At 44.2% G+C, this 23444-nt stretch carries 19 protein-coding genes; 9 read left to right on the top strand and 10 right to left on the bottom strand.

Annotated elements, in window-relative coordinates; genetic code table 11:
• Positions 1–137: 137 nt before the first annotated feature.
• A complete protein-coding gene (gene pstB / locus IQ234_RS08900) occupies positions 138–935 on the top strand; it encodes a phosphate ABC transporter ATP-binding protein PstB (RefSeq protein WP_193956829.1) in 798 nt (265 codons plus the stop codon).
• A 74-nt stretch (positions 936–1009) separates the two neighbouring features.
• Here the strand turns inward: pstB (IQ234_RS08900) and IQ234_RS08895 are convergent, their stop codons facing one another.
• From IQ234_RS08895 to IQ234_RS08880, 4 genes are all read right to left on the bottom strand, one after another.
• Positions 1010–2128, bottom strand: coding sequence for an ABC transporter permease (locus IQ234_RS08895; protein ID WP_193956828.1), 1119 nt, complete (start codon positions 2126–2128; stop codon positions 1010–1012).
• 4 nt (positions 2129–2132) lie between these two features.
• Positions 2133–3233 (bottom strand): ABC transporter permease, encoded by a 1101-nt coding sequence (locus IQ234_RS08890; protein ID WP_193956827.1) that lies wholly within the window; start codon positions 3231–3233, stop codon positions 2133–2135.
• 328 nt (positions 3234–3561) lie between these two features.
• Complete coding sequence (locus IQ234_RS08885; protein ID WP_193956826.1) at positions 3562–5472, bottom strand: ATP-binding cassette domain-containing protein; 1911 nt, start codon at positions 5470–5472, stop codon at positions 3562–3564.
• Positions 5473–5474: 2 nt separating this feature from the next.
• On the bottom strand, positions 5475–6752 hold the full coding sequence (locus tag IQ234_RS08880; RefSeq protein ID WP_193956825.1) for an HlyD family secretion protein: 1278 nt from the start codon (positions 6750–6752) through the stop codon (positions 5475–5477).
• Positions 6753–7331: 579 nt separating this feature from the next.
• Between IQ234_RS08880 and pstS the strand changes: the two genes are divergently transcribed.
• From pstS to IQ234_RS08850, 6 genes are all read left to right on the top strand, one after another.
• Complete coding sequence (pstS, locus tag IQ234_RS08875) at positions 7332–8345, top strand: phosphate ABC transporter substrate-binding protein PstS (RefSeq protein WP_193956824.1); 1014 nt, start codon at positions 7332–7334, stop codon at positions 8343–8345.
• A 305-nt stretch (positions 8346–8650) separates the two neighbouring features.
• On the top strand, positions 8651–9625 hold the full coding sequence (gene pstC / locus IQ234_RS08870) for a phosphate ABC transporter permease subunit PstC (RefSeq protein ID WP_193956823.1): 975 nt from the start codon (positions 8651–8653) through the stop codon (positions 9623–9625).
• A gap of 4 nt (positions 9626–9629) precedes the next feature.
• The gene (pstA, locus tag IQ234_RS08865) at positions 9630–10514 is read left to right on the top strand and encodes a phosphate ABC transporter permease PstA (RefSeq protein WP_002767654.1); all 885 of its coding nucleotides are present in this window, start codon (positions 9630–9632) and stop codon (positions 10512–10514) included.
• An 8-nt stretch (positions 10515–10522) separates the two neighbouring features.
• Positions 10523–11335 (top strand): phosphate ABC transporter ATP-binding protein PstB, encoded by an 813-nt coding sequence (pstB, locus tag IQ234_RS08860; RefSeq protein WP_193956822.1) that lies wholly within the window; start codon positions 10523–10525, stop codon positions 11333–11335.
• A gap of 458 nt (positions 11336–11793) precedes the next feature.
• Positions 11794–12432 carry an LON peptidase substrate-binding domain-containing protein gene (locus IQ234_RS08855; protein ID WP_104396341.1) on the top strand — a complete coding sequence of 213 codons (639 nt, stop codon included), beginning with the start codon at positions 11794–11796 and terminating at the stop codon, positions 12430–12432.
• Between the two features lie 207 nt (positions 12433–12639).
• On the top strand, positions 12640–13242 hold the full coding sequence (locus tag IQ234_RS08850) for a Crp/Fnr family transcriptional regulator (RefSeq protein WP_104396340.1): 603 nt from the start codon (positions 12640–12642) through the stop codon (positions 13240–13242).
• A gap of 94 nt (positions 13243–13336) precedes the next feature.
• Here the strand turns inward: IQ234_RS08850 and IQ234_RS08845 are convergent, their stop codons facing one another.
• On the bottom strand, positions 13337–14257 hold the full coding sequence (locus tag IQ234_RS08845) for an ROK family protein (protein ID WP_193956821.1): 921 nt from the start codon (positions 14255–14257) through the stop codon (positions 13337–13339).
• A gap of 189 nt (positions 14258–14446) precedes the next feature.
• Between IQ234_RS08845 and IQ234_RS08840 the strand changes: the two genes are divergently transcribed.
• A complete protein-coding gene (locus tag IQ234_RS08840) occupies positions 14447–14932 on the top strand; it encodes a DUF29 domain-containing protein (protein ID WP_193956820.1) in 486 nt (161 codons plus the stop codon).
• A 19-nt stretch (positions 14933–14951) separates the two neighbouring features.
• A complete protein-coding gene (locus IQ234_RS08835; protein WP_193956819.1) occupies positions 14952–15443 on the top strand; it encodes a DUF29 domain-containing protein in 492 nt (163 codons plus the stop codon).
• Positions 15444–15452: 9 nt separating this feature from the next.
• Here the strand turns inward: IQ234_RS08835 and IQ234_RS08830 are convergent, their stop codons facing one another.
• From IQ234_RS08830 to cobN, 5 genes are all read right to left on the bottom strand, one after another.
• Entirely contained in the window at positions 15453–15833 is a 381-nt protein-coding gene (locus IQ234_RS08830; protein WP_043998006.1) for a hypothetical protein, read from the bottom strand.
• 206 nt (positions 15834–16039) lie between these two features.
• On the bottom strand, positions 16040–17092 hold the full coding sequence (locus IQ234_RS08825) for a phosphotransferase enzyme family protein (RefSeq protein WP_193956818.1): 1053 nt from the start codon (positions 17090–17092) through the stop codon (positions 16040–16042).
• 283 nt (positions 17093–17375) lie between these two features.
• Positions 17376–18047 (bottom strand): DUF4276 family protein, encoded by a 672-nt coding sequence (locus IQ234_RS08820; protein ID WP_193956817.1) that lies wholly within the window; start codon positions 18045–18047, stop codon positions 17376–17378.
• A gap of 4 nt (positions 18048–18051) precedes the next feature.
• Complete coding sequence (locus IQ234_RS08815) at positions 18052–19329, bottom strand: AAA family ATPase (RefSeq protein ID WP_193956816.1); 1278 nt, start codon at positions 19327–19329, stop codon at positions 18052–18054.
• A 259-nt stretch (positions 19330–19588) separates the two neighbouring features.
• On the bottom strand, positions 19589–23206 hold the full coding sequence (gene cobN, locus IQ234_RS08810; protein WP_193956815.1) for a cobaltochelatase subunit CobN: 3618 nt from the start codon (positions 23204–23206) through the stop codon (positions 19589–19591).
• Positions 23207–23444 lie beyond the last annotated feature (238 nt).

The following is a 23444-nucleotide window of genomic DNA, read 5'->3' as shown; positions in this document are numbered from 1 at the left end:
ACGGGAGATTATTTTTATTTATTCTCCCCACATCCCACTTCGTAATTCATAATTCCCACTACCTAATTCATAATTCATAATTCATAATTCCCACCTCCCCTTTTCCCTATTCCCCAACACCTATTTCTTTAAAGATTATGTATAGTACCGATGTTGTTACCGATGCGGTTTTGAGAACCAAAAACTTAAACGTTTACTACGGTTCTAATCTCGCTGTTCGTGATGTTAACCTTGATATTCCTGAGAAAAAAGTGATCGCTTTTATCGGTCCTTCTGGCTGCGGAAAAAGTACGGTTTTGCGCTGTTTTAATCGCATGAATGATCTGGTTAAAAGTGCCAAAATTGAGGGAAAAGTTACCTTTCGCGGCCAAGATATTTATGGTAATTCCGTTAATCCTATCGGGTTACGCAGTCGCATCGGTATGGTTTTTCAGAAACCGAATCCTTTCCCTAAATCTATCTATGAAAATATTGCTTTTGGGGCGCGTTTAAATGGCTACACTGGTGATATGGATCAATTAGTAGAGGAATCTTTAAAAAAAGCCGTTCTCTGGGATGATGTTAAAGATAAACTCAAAGAAAGTGGTTTAGCTTTATCCGGGGGACAACAACAAAGGTTATGTATTGCTCGCGCTATTGCGGTTAAACCAGAAGTTGTTTTAATGGATGAACCTTGTGCGGCACTCGATCCAATTTCTACCCTAAAAATTGAGGAATTAATTCACGAATTGAAAACCCAATATACTATAGTTATTGTTACTCATAATATGCAACAAGCGTCGCGGGTTTCTGATTTAACGGCTTTTTATAATGCTGAACCGACCCCAAAAGGTGGTAAAGTGGGTTATTTAGTGGAATATGATCGCACCGAGGTTATCTTTCAAAATCCTGCTCAAGAGTCCACTAGAGATTATGTTAGCGGTCGTTTTGGTTAGAGTATTAATAATTAATCGTTATTCACGACTCCGGGATAGATTAATTTTTTCCATCTGGAATGATTGAAAAACGATTAACTTAACTGATTGCGAAAACGTTTGGTGCTAATAGTTAAAAGTATCACAGCGAAACCAATCAGAGCCAATACATGAACCCATAAAGCTTCTAAACCGATACCTTTTAAAAGAATACCGCGGATAATAGCTATGTAGTGACGGAGAGGATTAAAAAGAGAGAGATATTGAAAAAATGGCGGCATCGTTTCAATAGGCGCGATCGCTCCTGATAATTGTACCATGGGTAAATTGATAAAAAAGGTGGTTAAAACTACCTGCTGTTGGGATTGACAGAGTGTCGCTAACATAATACCGACACCAATACTAACAAAAATATAGAGACTAGCTAAAGCCATAAATAGCAAAAAGTTGCCCCGAAATGGCACATTAAAAATCACTTTACCGATGGTTAATGCTAACAAAACATCACCCAAAAGGAGGATGAATAAAGGCACAACTTTAGCTAACAAAATCTCCCAAGCAGCGGCAGGAGTCATCAGTAATTGTTCGAGAGTTCCCGTATCTTTTTCTTTAACAACCGTGATAGAAGAAACGATCGAACCGATTAAAGTTAATACTAATCCCATGACTCCGGGGACAAAAAACCAACTGCTAGAAAGTCCGGGATTATAAAAGAAAATTACTTGTGTTGAGATGGGAAGTGGCGCATTTTGATTAACTTTTCCCGTGCCGAATTCTTGCACAATTTGATTGATATAACCCTTAGCAATTCCTGCGGTATTGGCATCCACTCCATCGATAAAAACTTGAATAGATGCGGTTTTTTCTTGGGTGAGATTGCGACTAAATTCGGGAGGAATTATCAAACCAGCGGTTAATTTTCCTGTTTCCACCTGTTGGGTTAATGTTTTCTCATCAAAAGTGATCATTTCGGCATCAAAAATCTGATTTTCGGTAAAAGCAGCGATGAGAGAGCGACTTTCAACAGTAGCGGCATAATCGACTATTCCTAATTTGATATGATGAACATCGGGATTAAGCGCAAATCCATAAATCAATAGTTGAAGAGTTGGGGGAAAAATCAAGAGAATAATTAACTGTTTGTTGCGTAATATCTGGCGAATTTCTTTAATAACTAAAGATAAAAAACGACCTATAAATAATTGCTTAAACATCTTATTATTCTCCTAACTGCATTCTTGATAGAGCTTTTATTGCCAATAAAAATAAGACCATTCCCAAGAGGAAAATGATCACTAAATTATTGCCAATACCCGCCCAACCCACACCCCTGACAAAAGCATCTCTAGTAATTTCGATATAATAACGAGCGGGAACTATATTTGAAACTAAAGAGAGGGGAAAGGGAATATTACTTAACGGATAAATAAAACCACTGAGTAATAAAGCAGTGAGAAAACCCACTAAAGAAACACCTTGCACCGCAGAATTTTGATTACTGGTACGCGCACCTAACATTAATCCAAACATCACACTTGCCCATAAATAGAGGATAGTTCCTAACAGTAATGGCATTGGATCACCGGCAAAATTTAATTGAAAAATCAGACTTCCTAAACCCATAACTCCGATAGCGATTCCGATTCCTACTATTAGATAAGCGAGGGATTTACCTAGTATTAATTCTTCGGCAGTGAGAGCGGAGGCATAAACTTGTAAAATTGTGCCTTTTTCCTTTTCTCGTACCATAGCGATCGCTGATAAAAGTGAGGGAAAAATCCATAAAACCACAGCATAAACCCCCGGCACAATATAGAGAGATTCTTGTCGTCCGGGATTAAACCAAAGTCGGGTGGCAGTTTCGATGGGAATAGTGACAGAAATTAATTTTTCTGCTTGTAAAAAAGAGCGGGTAGTCGCTTTAATTGCATTGCGAATAATTCGGGCATTATTAGCATCTGTACCATCAACAATTGCTTGAATTTCGGCGGTTTTATTAGCTTGTAAATTACGACTAAAATCGGGAGGAATTACAACAATTGCCCTAGCAATACCTCGATCTAAAGCGGTTTCAGGGTTGCCTTCCCAAACCACGGGAATAAATAAATTAGTGGCGAACAAGCGATCGCTATAATTTTGACTAAAAACTGTTTGATCTTGATCTTGCACTAAAACTGGTATATCTTTCGCCTCTAAACGAATAGCAAAACCAAAGATAAAAAGAGTCATCACGGGCAAAATGAAAGCGAGGGCGAGGGTAAGTCGATCACGACTAAACTGCACTAATTCCTTACGACATTGGGAGATAATTCGTTTCATAAAGTTGCCCGATTACGGATAAATTTTTACGGCATTTTTAGGGAACTTCTCGCACCCTTTTGATGTCTAAGTAGGGTTTGCGGCAAAAAGTTTCTCGTGGTGGCAGGCTTCGGCCGTGAGCTCAGCCGAACGGGTGTGGGGTGTAGGGTGTGGGGTGTAGGGTTTTATTGATTTTCAGGTGGTCAACTACCTAATTTTCAGGGAAAAAGTCCTGGAATTTTCCCCCCGATCACTCCAATGGCTGGCACTTTTTGAGGAAAAAAAAGTCTAAAAGTCTTATCCAACAAGGTTTTGAGATTTATTCACCAACCCCTATATATTATCCAAGTTACTCCTCATTAATTCTCTGCACAACGCTGATAAATGCGTCTTCTAAAGAAAAGGGAAGCAAACGCAAGGATTGTACCTGTATTCCCGCGGTGCTGACAATCTTTTTGATCTCTGGAATTTCCCTGTCGGGATGATCGAGAGTCAGGTGCAAGCAATCGCCAAAAATCGAGACGCGCCAAGCTTGTAAACGGGTTTTTAAAATTTCTGCCGCTTGTTGCACTCGATCGAGACGCAATTCGATTAATTGCCCCGGTTGTGCTGCTTTAATTTGACTGGGGGAACCTTGCATCACCACTTCTCCAGCTACCATAAAACCCAGACGATTGCATTGTTCCGCTTCTTCAAGATAATGGGTTGTCACTAATACCGCAGTTCCCTGACGAGCCAAATCGTTAATTAAGCGCCAGAATTGTCGTCGCGCTAGGGGATCAACTCCAGAAGTGGGTTCATCGAGAAATAGTATCTCCGGTTCGTGCATGACGGAAGCGCCAAAAGCGACGCGTTGTTTCCATCCTCCCGGCAGTCTTCCGGTTAACATTGTTTCCCGTCCGATTAATCCCACCGTTTCCAAAACCCAAGCGATTTTTTGCTGACGGTAGCGCGGGGGAACCCCATAAACCCCGCAGTAAAATTCCAGATTTTCGATCACGGTGAGATCATCATAAAGGGTAAATTTTTGGCTCATATAACCGATTTTTTGCCTTAAGCTGGGATTACGCAGGTCTTGACTGCGCCCAGCTAAGGAAATCTCGCCTCCAGAGGCGGAAAGTAGCCCACACAGCATTTTAATCGTGGTGGTTTTTCCCGCACCATTCGCCCCCAATAAGCCGTATATTTCTCCGTAGTCAATGGTTAAAGTAACACCTTTGACGGCGCAAAAATTAGCGAAGGTTTTCCGCAAATCCCTAGCATCGATCGCTATTCCCGTGGTGATGGTCTCGGATTTAAACTTTGGTAAGGGGATAAAAGGGGGATCGGAACCCTGTTGTCGCAAACGGGTGACAAAGACGTTTTCTAGGGTTGCCTCGCTAGGGTGGATAGCGCTGAGATGATCGAGCGCATTCTGAATAATTCTGGTTGCTTGCTGGGGATTGCCAGTTAACACATCTAGACGATCACCAAATAACTGCACGTCATTAATATTTTGTCCATCCACCAAAAGAAGTATTTTTTCGGCGGTAGCGGCGATATCGGGCGATCGAATTTCCAGACGTTGTAAACCGAGACGTTGGCGCAATTGGCTGAGGGTTCCGATCTCGTGAATTTCTCCCTCGTACATCAAAGCGATGCGGTGACAACGTTCCGCTTCATCGAGGTAGGGAGTAGCCACCACAATTGTTATACCTTCGCGGGCTAAAGTGGCTAAAATATCCCAAAATTCTCGCCGAGAGACGGGATCAACTCCGGTGGTGGGTTCATCGAGAAGTAGGATTTGGGGACGGGAAATCAGGGCGCAACAGAGGGAGAGTTTTTGTTTCATGCCCCCGGAAAGTTGACCAGCTAGGCGATCGCCGATGCCCTTCAGGTTCATTAAAGTTAAATATTTATCCCGACGCGCTTGCAAATCCCTCTCGGTTACTCGGCGCAAATTGGCCACATAACGCAGGTTTTCATCAATGCTGAGGTCAAGATAGAGGGAAAATTGTTGGCTTAAATAGCCGATAGTTTGACGGACGTGACGGGGCTTTTTTCCCTCTAGATCCACATAACCGCCCGATGGGTTCATCACCCCGCCCAGAATGTGAAAGGTGGTGGTTTTTCCCGCTCCATCTGGACCAATTAAGCCAAAAATTTCCCCCGGATAGACTTGGAAATTTATCCCTCTGACGGCGGCAAAATTGCCGTAGTTTTTCCGGAGGTTGACGACTTCAATTAAGGGGGATAAAGGGGTATCGGTGGGGGAAACCATGGTTATTTCAAGTCAATTTTAGCATCGGCGGGCATCCCGGGTTTAGCGTAGGTTTCCGACTGATCGATCGCTAATCTGACACCAAACACCTGCCGAACGCGATCTTTTTGGAAGTAAATATTTTCGGGAGTAAAGGCAGCTTTTAGATCGATCGCACTAACTTTAGCAGCTAAGGGGCGATCGGGATCGGAGTCGAGAAATACCTGCGCTGGTTTGCCCACATAAATTTTGCCGATGTCCCCTTCTGGTATATAGGCCCGCAGATAGATCGATTGGGGATCGATGACGGTGAGGAGGGTTTTCCCACTGCTAACTACGGCCCCCGGTTGCAAGGGACGATCCTGAACGATGCCATTAATCGGGCTTTTTACCTGCATGGAGTCGAGACGTTTTTGTAATTGTTGTTGATTAGCGATCGCCGCTTGTAAATTGGCCCGAGCCATGGCTAATCGGGCCTTAGCCTGTTCTTTTTGTTGTTGGTAAGCACTTAACTGATTACTGCGAATGACGGAATTAAGGGCGGTAGAACGGGTTTGGGCTAAATTTCCCTGGGCTGCTCGCAGTTGCTCCTTGGCAGTGTTAACGGCGGCTTGTCGTGCCACGAGAGTCGCTTTAGCGGTGTCTAAGTCTGCTTTGGCCGCGTCGGCATCGGTACGGGTGCGATCGAATTGTTGCTGGCTAACTACTCCTTGCCTAAATAGTTGATCGTAACGTTCTCGATCGGCTAAAGCCAGTTTTAATTGGGCTTCTGCCCTGATTATTGCCGCTTCTGCCTGTTTTACCTCCGCTTTGGCCTGTTCTACTGCCGCTTGACTGGCAGCAACGTTGGCGCTCGCTTGGCTAACTCGTCCGGAGGAGTCTTCTTTTGCTTGCACTAAGTTCGCTGCCGCTTCTTGAATGCGACTTTCGGCCACGCTAATATCTAACAATGCTTGTGCTTCCTCTTGTCGGGCGGCGTTAACGGAAGCGATCGCTGCTTGCAGTTGTTGATTAACTTCCTCATCGACGATTACTGCGATCACTTGTCCTACTTTGACTCGATCGCCCTCCCGGACTAAAATTTGATCTACTCGTCCGCCAGTTTTTGCCCCGATATCAGTTTCGTCTGCTTCAATCCTGCCACTGACATTGAGTACCGTAGCTGGGGGGACCGGGGCAAAATGTCGCCAACCGAAATAACCGGCGGCAATCACAACAGCTAGGGGCAACAGCAACCGCGGGTTGAATTGCCGTTTTTCCGGGGCTACCGGCAAGTTAGGAACGGGGTGCGATCGAGCCATTACCTTTACTTCTCAAATTTGGTCAAGGTTGATACTTCGATCATAAACGATCACTAGGGGCGCAATTTTTGAGAACTTATAAGTAGTCGTGGACAATTAATTTCCTAGTTGAGACAGGAGACCTTTCAGTTATCAGTAAACAGTGATCAGTGAATTGAAAACTCACATCTGATAACTGGTAACTGATCAATGAAACTGATTCAAGGCTTACGGCTGACAGCTTAGAACTTTAATCAATTTTGCTTAGGTAGTAAAATTAACTAGCAAAATACCAATTTTCCATAGTATTTGAGATGCGCTTATCCCGATCTAATCTGTAATGATCGGATCAATTGGTTTTTCTTAGGATCGGCTTAAACCTCGTCTATTTTCCCTAGAAAATCTTGCCGATAAAATTACTAACTAACTACTTTTCTAATCAAGGTTTAAGGTTAAGAGTAATTAAAGTAAGCTTAACCCAATCTTAACCCAAAAAAACTAAAATATTTCTAGATTTAAAAGTAATATTTGTGCCTTAAACTATATTTTGAAGAAAGTTCAACTTTCCCAATTGTGCAGGATTCTTCAACCAGAAAACTTATGATATTCTCAACTGCTACCCTAACTCGTGTGTGTGCTGTTTCCTTCGCCACGGCAGCAGCCCTAGCAGGGACGATGGGAGAAGCTTTCGCCCAAACCCTGAACGGTGCAGGAGCCTCCTTTCCCGCGCCCCTATACCAGCGTTATTTTGCCGACTATAAAAACGCCACTGGTGTCACCGTTAACTATAATTCCGTCGGTAGCGGCGCTGGTATCCGGCAATTTATCGCCGGAACCGTCGATTTTGGGGCTTCTGATGTGGCTCCTTCCTCCTCGGAAAAAAGCCAGATGAAAAACGGTTTACTGCTAGTTCCCACCGCCGGAGGAGCCGTCGCCGTGGTTTATAATCTGCCCGGGGTAAATAACCTGCAAATTTCCAGGGCTAACCTGGGTAAAATCTTCAGTGGCGAGATCACCAACTGGAAACAAGTAGATCCGAAACTGCCCAACCGACCGATTAAAGTAGTGGTTAGGGCTGATGGTAGCGGTACTACCGAGATTTTTACCTCTCACCTGAGCGCTATTAGTCCTTCTTTCAAAAGTAAAGTGGGAACCAGCAAAGAACCTAACTGGGGTTTTACCGTTCTCAAGGGACCGAAAAATGATGGTGTGGCAGCCCTAGTTAAACAAACAGAAGGCTCGATCGGTTACGTTCAAGATACCTTTGCCCGCAAAAATGAAGGGGCAACCATGAGAACTGCCAAAGTTCAAAATAAAGCCGGTCAATTTGTCGAACCGAGTCTCGCTCAAGCTAACAAAGCTATGGAAGGGGTGAAATTTAACGCTGATTTTACCGCTAATGTAGATGATCCGAGCAGTGGTTATCCGATCGTCGGGATTACTTGGTTATTAGTACCGAAAGACTACGCTGATAACAAAAAAGCGGCGGAAATTAAAAGACTGTTGACTTGGATTCTCACCACCGGTCAAGGTATTAACAATCAATTGGAATTTACCCGGATTCCTCAATCGGTGACTCAAAGAGTTTTAGCCGAAGTTAACAAAATTAAATAAATACTTTTGTATTAGTTTGGGCTTGATTGTCACCGCTTTCCAGTAAGATGGAAAAAGTTACCGGTTAAGTCCATAACTAATAACTGCAAGTATTTCTTTTCTCTGGGCTGAACAATGTTCAGCCCCTACAGTTGCGTTTTCAACAACTGATAAGTAGTCAGTAGTTGTTAAAAATTGTCAGATTGCCCCCTTATCAAGGGGGGATCGGCACCCCCCTTATCAAGGGGGGCAGGGGGGATCGAAGGCAAAATCTATCTTCTATTCAATTAGAACCACTTACTTAACTGGTAATTGCTATCTACCTTATGGCCAATTTTTCTGAACCCGTTGAGTCTTTTGATCTTTCAGCGGCCAATCTTAACGAAAACCCCGGCACAGCCGGTTTATTTGATCGCATTTTTACAATCTTAGTCTGGATTTGTGCCGCCTCTGGTTTAATTTTTCTGCTCTGGATGGCCTGGATTGTTTTTCAGGATGCGCGGCCGGCGATCAATGAATTCGGCCTGGGATTTCTCTGGGGAACCACTTGGGATGTGAACGTCCTCAAATTTGGTGGTTTACCCTTTATTTTCGGTTCCGTTGTTTCCTCGATTCTAGCCCTTTTATTAGCCATTCCCCTCAGTGTTGCCGTTGCTTTAACCACTAGCGAGAATTATTTGCCGGCCAGTATCCGTTATCCCATCGGTTTTTTGGTGGAATTAATTGCCTCGATTCCCAGTGTAATTATCGGTTTATGGGGGATTTTCACGCTAATTCCCGTGCTTAAACCCCTGCAAGAATGGTTATTTCAAAATCTTGCTTGGTTCCCTTTATTTAGTACCCAACCTTTGGGACCAAGTATGCTGATCGCCGGTGTGATCCTGGCCATCATGATCGTGCCGACTATTTCCGCTATCAGTCGCGATGTCTTGCTTACCGTTCCCTCGGAATTACGCAGTGCCTCCATGGCCCTAGGTGCCACTCGTTGGGAAACCATCTGGCGCGTGCTGTTGCCGGCGGCGAGTTCTGGCATTGTCGGGGCGATTATCCTCGGTTTAGGGCGTGCTTTAGGGGAAACCATGGCGGTGGCCATGGTAATCGGTAACTCCTCGATTATTAGTCCCTCCCTCTTGGCCCCCGGTTATACCATTCCTGCTGTACTAGCTAATACCTTCCCAGAAGCTTTTGAAAAAGTCCATATCGGAGCTTTGATGTATCTAGCTTTGATTCTCTTTGTTATTACCTTAGTCGTCAATAGTGTAGCGGCTTTATTAGTACAGTTTATCAACCGCAATCGTTAATTTTATGACTCAAGGAGCTTTTCCCGAAGAAGATTTACAGCAACCCCTGTCACCGTGGCGGCATTTTTTTACCAACGGTCTCACGGGTTTAGCGATCGCTCTTAGTGCCATCGCTATTCTGCCTTTATTCGCTATCCTCTTTCAAATTGTCAAAGAAGGTTTACCCGGATTCAATTGGCAAGTTTTCACCTCTTTACCCGCCCCAGTTGGCTCCGATCCTAGTGTTCCCAATGGTTTTGCCAATGCGATCGTGGGGACTTTAACCATGGTCGGTTTAGCATCCCTCGGCAGCATACCTCTGGGGATTCTCACCGGGGTTTTCCTCTCGGAATTCGCTCGGGGTTCCAAAATTGGTGGTATTCTACGCTTTGCGATCGTGGTGTTGAGTAGTACCCCTTCCGTTATCGTCGGGGTGTTTTCCTTCGGGGTTTTGGTGTTAACTACCAAACAATTTTCCGCCGTAGCGGGGGCCTTTGCTTTAGGGGTGATCATGTTGCCCATTGTCGCTTTAACCACGGAAGAGGCACTAAAACTAATACCCATGTCCTACCGTCTCGGTTCCTCCGCTTTGGGGGGTTCCCGTTTCGATACGGTATTTCGTATTGTCCTGCCAGCAGCGATCGCACCGATTATGACTGGGATATTATTAGCGGTGGCCCGGGCCGCCGGAGAAACTGCCCCTTTAATGTTTACGGCTTTATTTAGTCAATTTTGGCAAGAAAGTCTTTGGTCGCCCACACCGGCTTTAACGGTGTTGATTTATAACTATGCTAGTTCCCCCTTTCCCGAACAAAATTCCCTAGCTTGGACAGCTTCTTTAGTCCTGATTATCTTAGTTTTAATTACTAGCCTTCTCTCCCGTTTTGTTACTCGTAAACGCTCAAATTAAGCATTTTTATGATGATTGATTCCTCTGCCATGAACAGTCCTACTTCTCTAGCTAATTCGGCGATCGAAGTCGAAAATCTCAGCTTTTTCTACGGTAGCAAAAAAGCCCTGGAAGGGGTTTCTTTACAAATCCCGCAAAGGCAAGTAACCGCCATGATCGGCCCCTCTGGTTGTGGTAAATCCACTCTCTTAAAAGCCCTCAATCGCATCGGGGAATTAGAAGGAGAGGTGACAGTTAAGGGCAAAGTTAGGTTTTTTGGCCAAGATATCTACGCCCCCAAAGTTAACCTTCATACTCTCCGGCGACAGGTGGGTATGGTGTTTCAGCGTCCTAACCCTTTTCCCGCTAGTATTTACGATAATATTGCCTACGGTATTAGAATTTATCGTTCCGCTAGTCGCAGTGAATTAGATGGGATTGTGGAATCAGCTTTAAAAGGGGCTGCTCTTTGGAATGAAGTTAAAGATCTGTTGAATAAATCCGCTTTAGGATTATCGGGAGGACAACAACAAAGATTGTGTATTGCTCGCGCTTTGGCAGTAAAACCAAAAGTATTATTAATGGATGAACCTTGTTCTGCTTTAGACCCCCTTTCTACCCTCAAAGTCGAGGAATTAATCCATGAGTTGAAGGAACAATACACGATCGTCATTGTCACCCATAATATGCAACAGGCCTCTAGAGTATCCGATCGCACGGCCTTTTTTAATGCCGATGAAACCCGCGTCGGTCGTTTGGTAGAATTTGACACCACCCAGAAAATTTTCACCGATGCAGTTAATCAACAAACTCGCGATTATGTAGCCGGTAGATTCGGTTAATTTCTCTGGCGTTGTCAAATTGAAAGATGATCCGAATCAGCTTGGAACTCAAATTACTTTGACTTGCCCTGAGCCAACTTGCCCTGAGCCAAGTCGAAGGGGTCGAAGGGTAGCAAGGATTGCATTGCATCTTTCATATTCTGATCTGACAACGCCGGCTTTATTGCCCTCTTTTTTGTACGAGTTTATGTACTACAAGAAGGATAATGCCAGGTTTTTGAAGGTCTCATACTAAATCCAGTTATTAAAAACTGATTATCTATTCCCTCTTTTGCCTTTTGCCGTTCGGCTGAGCTCACGGCCGAAGCCTCTTGCCTTTTGCCTGTCCTGATATGTATCCTATACTCAACGGATTTAGTATGAATACAGTCTCCCGTCTCCCGCCCATTGCCCTTGCCTAGCGATTCAGGGGGGATTGTGTAAAAATAAGAGAAGATCGGTTTTTTTTTACTAAACCTATGGCCACTTCTTCCATTGCCGTTAGAGAATTACCTCTCTTTCCCCTACCCGAAGTTGTTTTATTCCCGGGTCGTCCTCTGCCCCTGCACATCTTCGAGTTTCGCTATCGGATTATGATGAATACGATATTGGAAGAAGATCGCCGTTTTGGGGTCTTAATGGTAGATCCAGCCACGGGAGAAATTGCTAAAGTGGGCAGTTGTGCGGAAGTTGTCCGTTGTCAACGTCTCCCAGATGATCGCCTAAAAATTCTCACCATCGGTCAACAGCGCTTCCGTGTCCTAGAATACGTCCGGGAAAAACCCTATCGCGTCGGTTTAGTGGAGTGGATTGAAGATGTCCCCACCACCCAAGATCTGCGACCTCTGGCCACAGAAGTGGATCGACTGCTGCGGGATGTGGTTCATCTCTCAGCCAAATTAACCGCTCAAAAAATCGAACTCCCCGACGATTTGCCCAGTCTTCCCCTGGAATTATCCTACTGGGTGGCGGGTAATCTCTACGGTGTGGCCGGGGAACAACAAGCTTTATTGGAAATGCTCGATACAGTCAGTCGTCTGCAACGAGAATCGGAAATTCTCACCTCAACCCGCAATCATCTGGCCGCTCGCACGGCTCTTAAAGATGCTTTAAATTAATAATCTTGAGGTTTTTCAGCTGCGGGAGAGAGAAATGGGGAAGTTATTTCAGTGAACAGTGAACAGTAATCAGTGAACTGATAACGCACATCTGAAAACTGAAAACTGATAACTGATAACTGTTAATCTGGGCATTACCTAATGTTTACCTTGATACAGTAAAGTGGGGTTAAAATTGCTATCCCCTCACCCAGGAGAACTTTGATCATGTTGCTGACCTATAATCCCAACGTCTCACCCTTCCGAGAAGACTATAGCGAGAGTCGTCGGCTCCACTTTTATGATCGCGGGGAAAATATTCCTCTGGTGGCCGATGGAGTCTGGCAAGTTTATCGGGGTATGGCGCAACTAAGTCAAGTATCTGAGAGTGGAGAGGAAATTTTACTAGGTTGGGTTCATTCATCCCACTTTTTTGGCTTAAATTTGACCCATCTGGAATCCTATCACGCCAGAGCCTTGTCGGAACTGTACCTAAAATGGTACACGATCGCCGAAGTGGAAAACTCGGTGGAATTAACCAGGATGATGTTAAATCAAATGATCCGTCGTCAACAACAAACGGAATCTCTACTGGCGATCGCAGGACTCAAACGAGTGGAGGAACGTCTCCAGCAGTTACTACAGCTATTAAAGCGGGAAATGGGAGAACCAATCGCCCAAGGCAGTCGTTTAAAGATCCGTTTAACCCATCAAAATCTCGCCAATGCTATCGGTACCACGAGGGTAACGGTGACGCGTTTGTTAGGGGAATTTCAGCGTCAGGGATGGGTGAGCAGCGATCGCGATCGCCATTTAATTATTCACGGTTAAGTCAGTCCTGATGAAAAAACTTTCACCCCCACAGATGAAAGAGGTTTCTTTCCCTACACCCCACACCCCACACCCTCTTTCAAGTCAGACAATTTTAGTCAGATCCTGCCATAATAGAATCCCCGCGCAAGTCCACTAATTGCCAAGCTAATTTAGCAGCTCCCACCATCCCAGCGCGATTACCTAACTCGGCCGTTAATACCTCTAACCCTTCTCTGGAACTAGGTAAAACCCGTCTTTCGATTTCTGTGAGGAGAGAGGGAAAGAAAAACTTAGCACTGGCGCTAATGCCGCCGCCGATAATTACCGCCTCTGGGGTGAGAACATAGAGTAAACTGGCGATACCAGCCCCCAGTAAACAACCGTAACCCTGCCAGAATTCTAAAGCCTCTCGATCGCCTTTTTCGGCCAATTCTGCCAATTGCTTCGGTTCTTTGCCGGTCATCCGGCGAATAGCTTGCAGGGAGGTGTACTGTTCCAAGGAACCCTGATTACCGCTATTGCACAATGGACCGTCAAAATTGAGGGTTATTAAGCCTAATTCTGCGGCCGTTCCCTTGCTGCCGACAAATAAGTTACCATCGAGGATAATTGCCCCTCCTACTCCCGTTCCCAAGGTCAACAGGATCAAGTTTTGAAAGTGTTTGCCCGCTCCTAACCAAGCTTCCCCCAAACCGGCACAATTGGCATCATTGGCTAAAATTGTCGGCATTCCCGTGCTTTCTTCTAACCAATCGGCGAGGGGAATATCCCGCCATCCTGCCAAATTAATCGCTATTTTGGCAATTCTTCCCTGAGCATCCGTCGGCCCTGGCGTTCCCACACCGATGGCTTGACAACTTTTATCTAAATTTACTTGACAAATGCCTTGATGTATGGTATGGGCGACTTCTTTGGGTGTAGCGGGTTGGGGAGTGGGCAAGCTGAGAGATTCGAGACAATTGCCCTCCTGGTCAAATTTACCAATTTTAATAGCAGTTCCACCTAAATCGACACCTATTACTGTTTTCACCATCGGGCTTTCCTTGTTACTCTGGGAATAGCTAGGTTTATTATCACTCTTTTTGGCGGTTTTGTTCGCGGTTAGATGTGATCGAGAGGATAATTCGGCTAAACCAGTAAAACTAGCTGATTGATTAGCCCCAAATTTCTTCTATACTTTGGACAACGGCAGCTTAACTCCTGATTTTTACCCATTTTTAAAATGATGAATATTACTATTTCAAATCTTTACGATAGCGATTATCAACTTTGGTTAGAAAACACTATCAACCAATTGCGTCGAGGGGATTTTCAAGCGGTAGATTGGCAGAATTTATTAGAGGAGTTGGCAGATTTGGGAAAAAGTGAACGACGAGCATTAGAAAGTTTATTAACTCGACTTTTAGAACATTTACTGAAGTTAACTTACTGGCAATCCCAACGGGATTATAATCAAGCTGGATGGAAAAAAGAAATTCGCAATTTTCGGATTCAGATCAAAAAAATTCTCAAAGATAGTCCCAGTTTAAAGCTCTATTTAAGGGAAATTTTGCAGGAATGTTATCTCGATGCTCGCAATCTACTTATTGACGAAACCGAATTAGATGCTAGTATTTTCCCTCTGGAAGTGTTAGCTAATCTAGAGGAGATTCTCGATGAAAATTGGTTGCCGGATTGGGAAGCTATCAGCAATAATTCTGAAAAGTGAAATTAAGGAGTAAAAAATCATGAATATTACCAGCCAAAATCTTTACGATAGCGATTATCAACTTTGGTTAGAAAATACTATCAACCAATTACGTCAAGGCGATTTTCAATCGGTAGATTGGCAGAATTTATTAGAGGAGTTGGCAGATTTGGGAAAAAATAATCGACGAGCGCTTAAGAGTCTCTTAACTCGACTTCTAGAACATTTACTGAAGTTAACCTACTGGCAATCCCAACGAGATTACAACCAAGCGGGATGGAAAAAAGAAATCAGGAATTTTCGCCTACAAATTGCTGATCTTTTAGCAGATAGTCCCAGTTTAAAGTCCTATTTAAGGGAAATTTTAGCAAAATGTTATCTCGATGCTTGCAATCTGCTTATTGACGAAACCAGATTAGATGCCAGTATTTTCCCCGTGGAATTGTTAGCTAGTCTAGAGGAGATTCTCGATCAAAATTGGCTGCCAGATTGGGAAGATATAAACAGCGATAAATCTCCCCAAGCAAACTAAAGATTAGCTTCACCTACCCGGTTTACAGACATTATAGTCCTCGTGAGAGATCACCGCTTCCGGAACGAGGAGATTGCCGTAGTCGCGACAGATGAGGCGATAATTGCGGGTAACGGGGATACTAATAATAAAGCGATCGTGTCGCAATCTTTTACCATGGAAATCTCGATAATTGCGGTGATCTTGCAATCCTTGCAGGATTTCCCTAGCTTTAAGTACCACATTTTTCGGTAATTCCCGCAGATCGATCGGATCTTGGGAAAAAGTGGCTTCCCAAGCATTTTTTTGACGTTTTCTTTCTTCCCAAGCGGCATCTAGTTGAGCGCAATGATGGCAGACTTGGCCATAACCCTTGTGACCACAGGGAAACTTCTTCTTTCTTCTGGACATAATACCATCTGTCTGTGAGGCTGTGAGAGACTATTCAAGAGCGGTAAAGCTTGCTTCACTTTTGGCAGATGGAGAAGAAAGTCTTTACCTAGTGATTATCTATACTTATCAGCATACAGGGATCTATACCTCGTTTGGTCATTGACTAGCAAGAAAGTTGATCTTGGTTAGTTAGGGCCGGCTGTCACCAACAGGATTAAGGCTGCTTAGAATAATTCCCATTCTTGGGTTCTTAAACGTTTGAGAATAGCCAAACGGCTACTAAAATAATTAGCACAGAGACGACTATAATCGGTTAAACGCAGGTTATTTAAGCTAATTGACCAAGACCAAATATAGGCCGCTTGGGTGAGATACTGAAGACAAGATAATTCACCATCGGTTAAAGGCACTGTTTGATCGTACCCTTGGATAAAACTGTGGCGAATCTGGCGATTTAAGCCGGATTGTAGGGAAACTTGCAGAAATTTAGCGATATCAAAAACTCGCCAACCATAACCGCACTGATCGAAATCAAATAGGGTCATCTGATTATCCGGGGTGATATGCACATTACCACTATGAGGATCGCCCCAACAAATGCTCCAATAGGGAGATTCTGTCGGTAATTTGGCGGTTTCTTCCTCTATTTCCCCAATGGTTTCTAAAACACAGTCTAGGTCGCTCGGTCGTTGGTGCAGAAAAGGTGCGATAATTTGCAGGGAATCCTCGAGAAGATATTTGAGGTTGAGGGGATGACGATAGGCTAGGGTTTGAAAATCTGCTGTCACCCGATGTAAATTAGCCACGATCGCGCCTAAATGATAGGCTTGTTCTATATCTATATCCCCAATAGCAATTCCCCCCGGAGCATAGGGAAAGAGGACGGCGTAACGTTTCCCTTCCGGAGCATTAATTTCTAGGGATAAATCACCGTTTTTGCTGCGAATTGGCGCGGCGACGGGAACCTGAGAGCGATCGAGATAATCTAATAATTCTAGCTCGAAGTCGATTTCCATTTTGCTGCGCCAATGGCAGTGAGATACGCGCAAAATGTAGGGAGTTGTCAGGGTTTCGAGGAGATACACATCACTTAAACCCCGATGCCAAAATTGACAATTTTTCGGCATATCAATCTCGTAACGAGAAAAAACTAAATCTGCTAGGGCAGCAGGAGCCAGAGTGGAGTAGAGTGTGGGAAAAGTCCATTCTCCAGTGCGAAAATTGGCAGCGGGAGAACTAGAAGGCAGTAAATTGAGCGAAGCCAGAAAAGTCGTCACGGTTCCCTCCCGATGCAAGTGTGGACGACGCTCGCATCATCCTATTTTATAGGCCACATATATTACAAATCGGTTCGATCGCTCCGTATATTTCGCTACATTCCTCTGTTAATCAGTCTTTAAGTAGTCAGTCCAAATTAATTACCGACCACAGAGGGCTGAAAGCCTTGCTAGACAAGAATCCCTATGGGTAAATAATTTTACCCAGATACTTAATATCCCCTACTGCCCGCTCTCGACGATTATTTTAAATGCCTAAAAGTTTAGCCTGAAAAGATATTGCTTATCTTGATTCTTCCTGACTGAGATGACGTAGTTTATCTCGAAAATAGCCAAAGCTGGGCGATCGATTAATATCCACATTCATCTGAGGAGAAATATTTTCTGCCCAGACTGTTTTCTCTTGACCCACAGAAGCTCCACCTAACTTAGATAATTGTTTCGCTCCACCTCTGTATATAGCATCTGCCAGTTTTTCCCAAGTACCACAGATACTATCATTAATATAGGAATCCAAGATAGCACTTTTGGCCTGGGGATAAGCAATTTTTATGGCATTAATATCACCTAAATACCAAGCTTCTCCTTCTTCAATAGCAATACAGAAGTAAATTGGGGATTTGATAGCAGATTTTTCCAGACAATTGCCTAATTCCTGTCGAAATTCTCGAAAACATCGATTATCCAGATCGCAAACCACAATCAGTACAGCAGCATAATTATCAGGGTAACTAGAAAAAGTTTTATCATATCCTTGAATCAGTTTAGGTAGTCGCTCAAGAAGAATCCGTTTACTAGGATCGGAAGCAGACTGTAAGTCTCTGGGAATATGACCACTGCCTTTATAGGAATGAACCCTAAATGTATGACCTGCATTCATGTCAATAATCTTAGGAATTAGAATATCAAGTGCTTTTTTTCCCGACGAATCCTCAACCAAAATTTCAAAGTGCATGACCTTATCTCTCATCTAAGTAATCACTATACCAAAGACTACCAAGGGGCAATCCTTCTGAGACGAGATTCTTGATTAAGGGATTGTCACTAGCCCGTTTAATCCGAGAAAACCCATCATCACCTTTTTCCAGAATCCAAACTTCTTCCGGCTGGAGAGCATCAACAAAATAAGGTTGATGAGTGGTGATAAAAATTTGAGAACGTCCTCTCTGTCCTGTGGCGTGTTTTCTAAATTCTTGAGCCAAGGTTTCTAATAGTTTATGGTATAAGCCGTTTTCTGGCTCTTCAATACAGATAAATGGCGGTGGAGAAGGGTCTTCTAACAGTAAGAGATAGGCGAATACTTTTAAAGTACCATCGGACATTTGTTGTACATAAAATGGGTCTTGGAATCCCCGATCATTAAATTTTAATAGTAGTCGATTATCGGGACTTTTTTCTGTGCTAATTTTTTCTATACCCGGTATCTTACGAGAAATACTATTAAGTATATTCTGAAATTTCTTGGGATGCTCTCTTTCCATAAACTGCACCACATTACCGAGATTATCTCCATGGATATTCAAATGTTTCTGGGGTCCAGCTAGGGGCAAACTTCTGGCCGCATCGGGAGTAAAATAGCTGAGATACCATCCCTCAATAAATCTCCGAAATAGGGAAATTCTCGGATGCGGTTTGAGAGAACCTAACGTAGCAATTCCTAGTTTGCGCTTATCATTCAGTTCCACTAACTCGGTTTCCTTGCTTTCCTCATCAGCTTCTTCTATTAACTTAAGTAAATCAAAATGGTCTTGACCTTCTTCTACTTGTTTCCCTTCTTCTTCTCCTTTCCAGACGATTCCTTTACCTTCATCGAGGAGTAAAAATGAAAAAGGCCATCCAGTCTTTTGACCTTTTCTTCTCTGTCTGAGTCTTTCTTTTTTTACATAAGGTCTATTATCCGTATCTAGATCAATAGCTAACTCATAGGTAATTGGTCGGGAATTGTAATCTTCTTTATAGTAAATCTGAAATTCAATGCTTCCTTCCTGACCCTGGGAACGAAGACGCTCAAACCCGCCCCGACCTCGCGCATCACAAGCTTCTTCTACTCCTCCTTTAAGACAATCAGATAAAAAACCGAACGCATCAAAAAGTGTGCTTTTTCCCACACCATTTTTGCCGATAACGGCCGTCATCGGTGTCAGAGAATCTCGATTTTGAGTATTCCATAACTTGCCCAGGGTTATATCCTTGAGCGCTCGATAATTTTTAATCCTCAATCCCTCAATTCCGGCCATTATTTAGTCCCGTTTCTCATTACTAAAGTAATTTGAGCAATTTCTCCCCGGAGAATATATAGTATAGAATGATTCTAGAGCGGTTATTAATAGAGTTCTTGCCTAATTAATTTTTGAGAGTTCAAAAATGAGAAAAATAGGCATAAAATTGCATAAAATCCCTAGATAGAGCATTTAATTGATTAATGCTCATTCTTAATTCTGCTGACTACTGACTCCTCACCTAAGGTCAGATTTTTGATTTTTACAAGAGGTCTAATTACTGACCCGATTCGATCGCTCCTTCGGCCTCATGGACAATTGCCCTCAATCGATCTAAAGTTTTCTGGTCCACCTGGGTCCATAATCCCCGTTGTTGAGCCTCTAATAATCTTTCGGCCATATCTCGCAATGCCCAGGGGTTTTTCTCCTGAATAAATTGTTGTACCTTGTGGTCAAATAAATAAGCTTCGGCTACTCCCTGATAGATAAAATCCTCCACTAGGTGAGTAGTGGCAGAGTAGGCAAAAATATAATCTACGGTCGCAGCCATCTCGAAAGCGCCTTTATAGCCGTGTCGCATCACCCCCGCTATCCATTTGGGGTTAACCACTCGCGAACGGTAAACCCGGCGAATTTCTTCCTCTAGGGTTCTGATGCGGGGATTTTCTGGACGGGAATGATCACCAAAATAGGTGACGGGATTTTTGCCGGTTAAAGCTCGGACACTGGCAGTTAAGCCGCCTTGAAATTGATAGTAGTCATCGGAGTCGAAAATATCGTGTTCTCGATTGTCCTGATTGTGCAGCACTATCTCCAATTCTTGCAGTCTATTTCTCAATACTTCCGGTAAAGAATGGGCAGTTCCTTGACTATCATAGGCATAACAACTCCAGTTAATATAAGCATTAGCTAAGTCTTGATCATTTTGCCAGTTTTGTGACTCGATTAACCCCTGTAAACCGGCCCCATAGGCACCCGGTTTGCAGCCAAAGATTCTGGCAGTAGCTCTCAGTTTCGCCTCTTTTTCTCCTAAGCCCTGATTTAGCCAAAACTCCCTCTCTGTCTTGACTTTCGCCGCTAAAGGATTAATTTTTTCCTCTTCCTCTTGACAAGCTACTGCATTTATGCCAGAATTAAGAAGATGTAGTATGCTGGGGAAACTGTCCCTAAAAAAGCCCGATACCCGAACGGTCACATCAATTCGAGGACGGCCTAAGCTAGACGGGGTAAGGACTTCAAACCCGACCACCCGACGGAAAAAACCATCCCAAAGGGGACGAATTCCCAGTAAAGCCATGGCTTCGGCCACATCTTCGCCACTATTTCTCATCGTCGAAGTTCCCCAGATAGAAATCGCCAAAGTGCGGGGATATTCGCCATTTTCTTGGGTATAACGTTCAATTAGTGCCTCTGCGGCCTTTCTTCCCACTTCCCACGCGGTTTCTGTGGGGATTGCGCGGGTATCGACGGAATAGAAATTTCTGCCGGTGGGGAGAACATCGGGACGGCCGCGGGTAGGAGCGCCAGAAGCACCACTGGGGACGTATTGGCCAGCTAGACCTTTTAAGAGATAGGTAAGTTCATCGGGGGTTTGTTTTAAAGCAGGAATTAACTGATTTTCTAGCCAAACCAATTCTTTTGCCGTATTTTCGCCTACAGGTTCAATTTTCTGGCTAATTAAATCCTGAGCGAGACCCTCCAGATAAGTAGTGGTATCGTTATATTCCGTCAGGGGGTCGCAGTCGAGATGGAGGTCAAGGGCAAGGGAACGGGTTAAACCGGGGCGGTCGGGACTAGGAGAACGGGCGATCGATTGGATTAAATCAATTAACTGCTGGCCCTGGGGACATTGACCGAAGATATGTAAACCGTCGCGGATTTGTGCTTCCTTGAGTTCACAGAGATAACCATCCACGAGGGTGAGAAATTGACCAAAGGAAGCGTTGATCGTGCCTAGCTCTCGATCGAGATTAGTTTTCGCCACCAGATCGTTAATCCGCTCGCGAATCAGAGCTAAACGAGAAGGATCAAGAGATTCTGCCTGATAATATTCATCGATGAGGGACTCTAACTTTTCCCAATCCCCATACAATTCCGCTCGCGTCATGGGGGGAGTGAGATGGTCGATGATAACAGCTTGGGAACGTCTTTTAGCGTTGGAACCTTCTCCGGGGTCATTGACAATAAACGGATAAAAATTCGGCAGCGACGAGAAAGCGATTTCGGGATAACAATGGGGAGAAAGAGCGAGACTCTTCCCGGGTAGCCATTCTAAATTGCCGTGTTTACCGAGATTAATCACAGCAGTGACTTGGAATTCCTGTCGTAACCAATGGTAAAAAGCGAGATAGCTGTGGGTAGGTTCCAGGTCGGGGGAATGATAATTAAGAGTCGGGTCAAGGTCATAACCGCGAGAAGGTTGAATACCGATAAAGACATTACCTAACTGGAGGCCCGGGATAGGAAAATCTCCGTCTGGATGTCCCCAACGGTCAAGGAGAGCGCTTTGATTATCGGGGGGAAGGGAGGAGAAATAATCTAGATATGCTTCTAGGGAGAGAGATTGATAGATAGGTTTTAATTCCCTTGTCTCCAGGTCATTAGTGATACCGGAAATAAGCAATCGCATTAATTCATCGCTATGGTCGGGGAGGTCGGTGAGGGTATAACCTTGTTTTTGTAATGCGCGAAGAATTTCCAGACCACTAGCGGGAGTATCTAAACCGACCCCGTTAGCGATACGACCATCCTTATTGGGATAGTTGGGGAAAATGAGAGCAATTTTTTTCTGGGAGTTGGGAAGGGAGGAGAGTTGACAATAGTTTGCGGTTAAATCAGCGACAAAATCAACCCGGTGGGGGAGGGGTTGATAGATAACTATTTCCGTTTCTAGTTTGGGATGTCGGGTGAGGACAGATTTAAAGGAAATAGCGCGGGTGATAATTTTGCCATCCATTTCCGGTAAAGCGATATTCATGGCCACATCCCGGGGGGAAAGACCTTGATAACCCTGTTGATAAGCTTCTAAACTGCTGCTGCTGAGGATAACTTGGAAGATGGGTTTATTGAGGGACTGCCAGAAGTGATGATTTTGTTTGTCTTCTGGTCGCTGGATAGAGAAGCTAGTGGTATCGAGAATTAGGTCTGGGGGATGGTGAGAAAAGAGGGTTAATAGTTCCTCTTGCACTTCAATTTCCCGGAGAGAGGAGAGAAAGATGGGGACAGTTTCCATGTTTCTTTGGGTGAAAGCGCTGATTAAAGCATCGATAGCTTTGGTATTACCCGCGAGATAATGGGAACGATAGAAAAGTATCCAAGTCCGTGCTTGGGGTTGGGATAGGGTTATCTGGGAATAGATTCCCAACCTCGGGACAACCTGAGGAGGAGAGGGAGGATAGTCGAGATGGAGACAGGTATGCGCGATAAATTTAGCAGCATTAATCCAGTTATCTATCCCTGCTTCCGTGAAATAGCACCATAACTGATTAACAGTAGTCAGGGAAGCAGTGGAATGACTCATCAACTCTAAATCCGGTTTATCCTCTCCCGGGAGGACAAATAAAGTCGCACCGGTTTCCTCGACAATTTCCTTAACTACTTCCAACCCGTAGGACCAACTCCCCCGTCCCCCCAATAAGCGAAGAATAATCACCCTTGCTTGGGATAGTACCCTTTCCCCATAGTTATCAATACTGTATTGCTGCTGTAACTGCGATAAATTCAGGGCGCGAATTGCGGGAAAATTATCCGGTAGATGGTCGATAGCTGCCGCTAGAGTTTGAATATCGGTATCAGCCATGGTGAGGAGGACAATCGGGGCCGGATTTTGGTCAATAATAATCACCCCTTCGGTATCTGCTGTCCAACCACCCGCTTGGGGAGCAATACGATGCATAAATTTTGAGAGTCAGGTTAAATAATGATTAGGTTTTGAGAATCAGGGTCTCGATCGAGGGATCATTCCTAGGTAGATAGAGATGATTATATCTGTCTGCGGCAATTTAAAGAACAGGGAACAGGTGTTAGGGGATAGGGATTAAGAAAAATCTTCACTAAAACCCAAACCCCAGTCCCCTTACTGATGACTGGGGTTTGGGGAAGTGGGGAAGTGGGGAAGTGGGGAAGTGGGGAAG

The organism is Microcystis aeruginosa LEGE 91341 (assembly GCF_015206885.1).
Classification (GTDB): Bacteria; Cyanobacteriota; Cyanobacteriia; order Cyanobacteriales; family Microcystaceae; genus Microcystis; species Microcystis aeruginosa_H.
The sequence above is the reverse complement of the archived record's forward strand: the minus strand, read 5'-3'. Positions and strand labels throughout refer to the sequence as shown.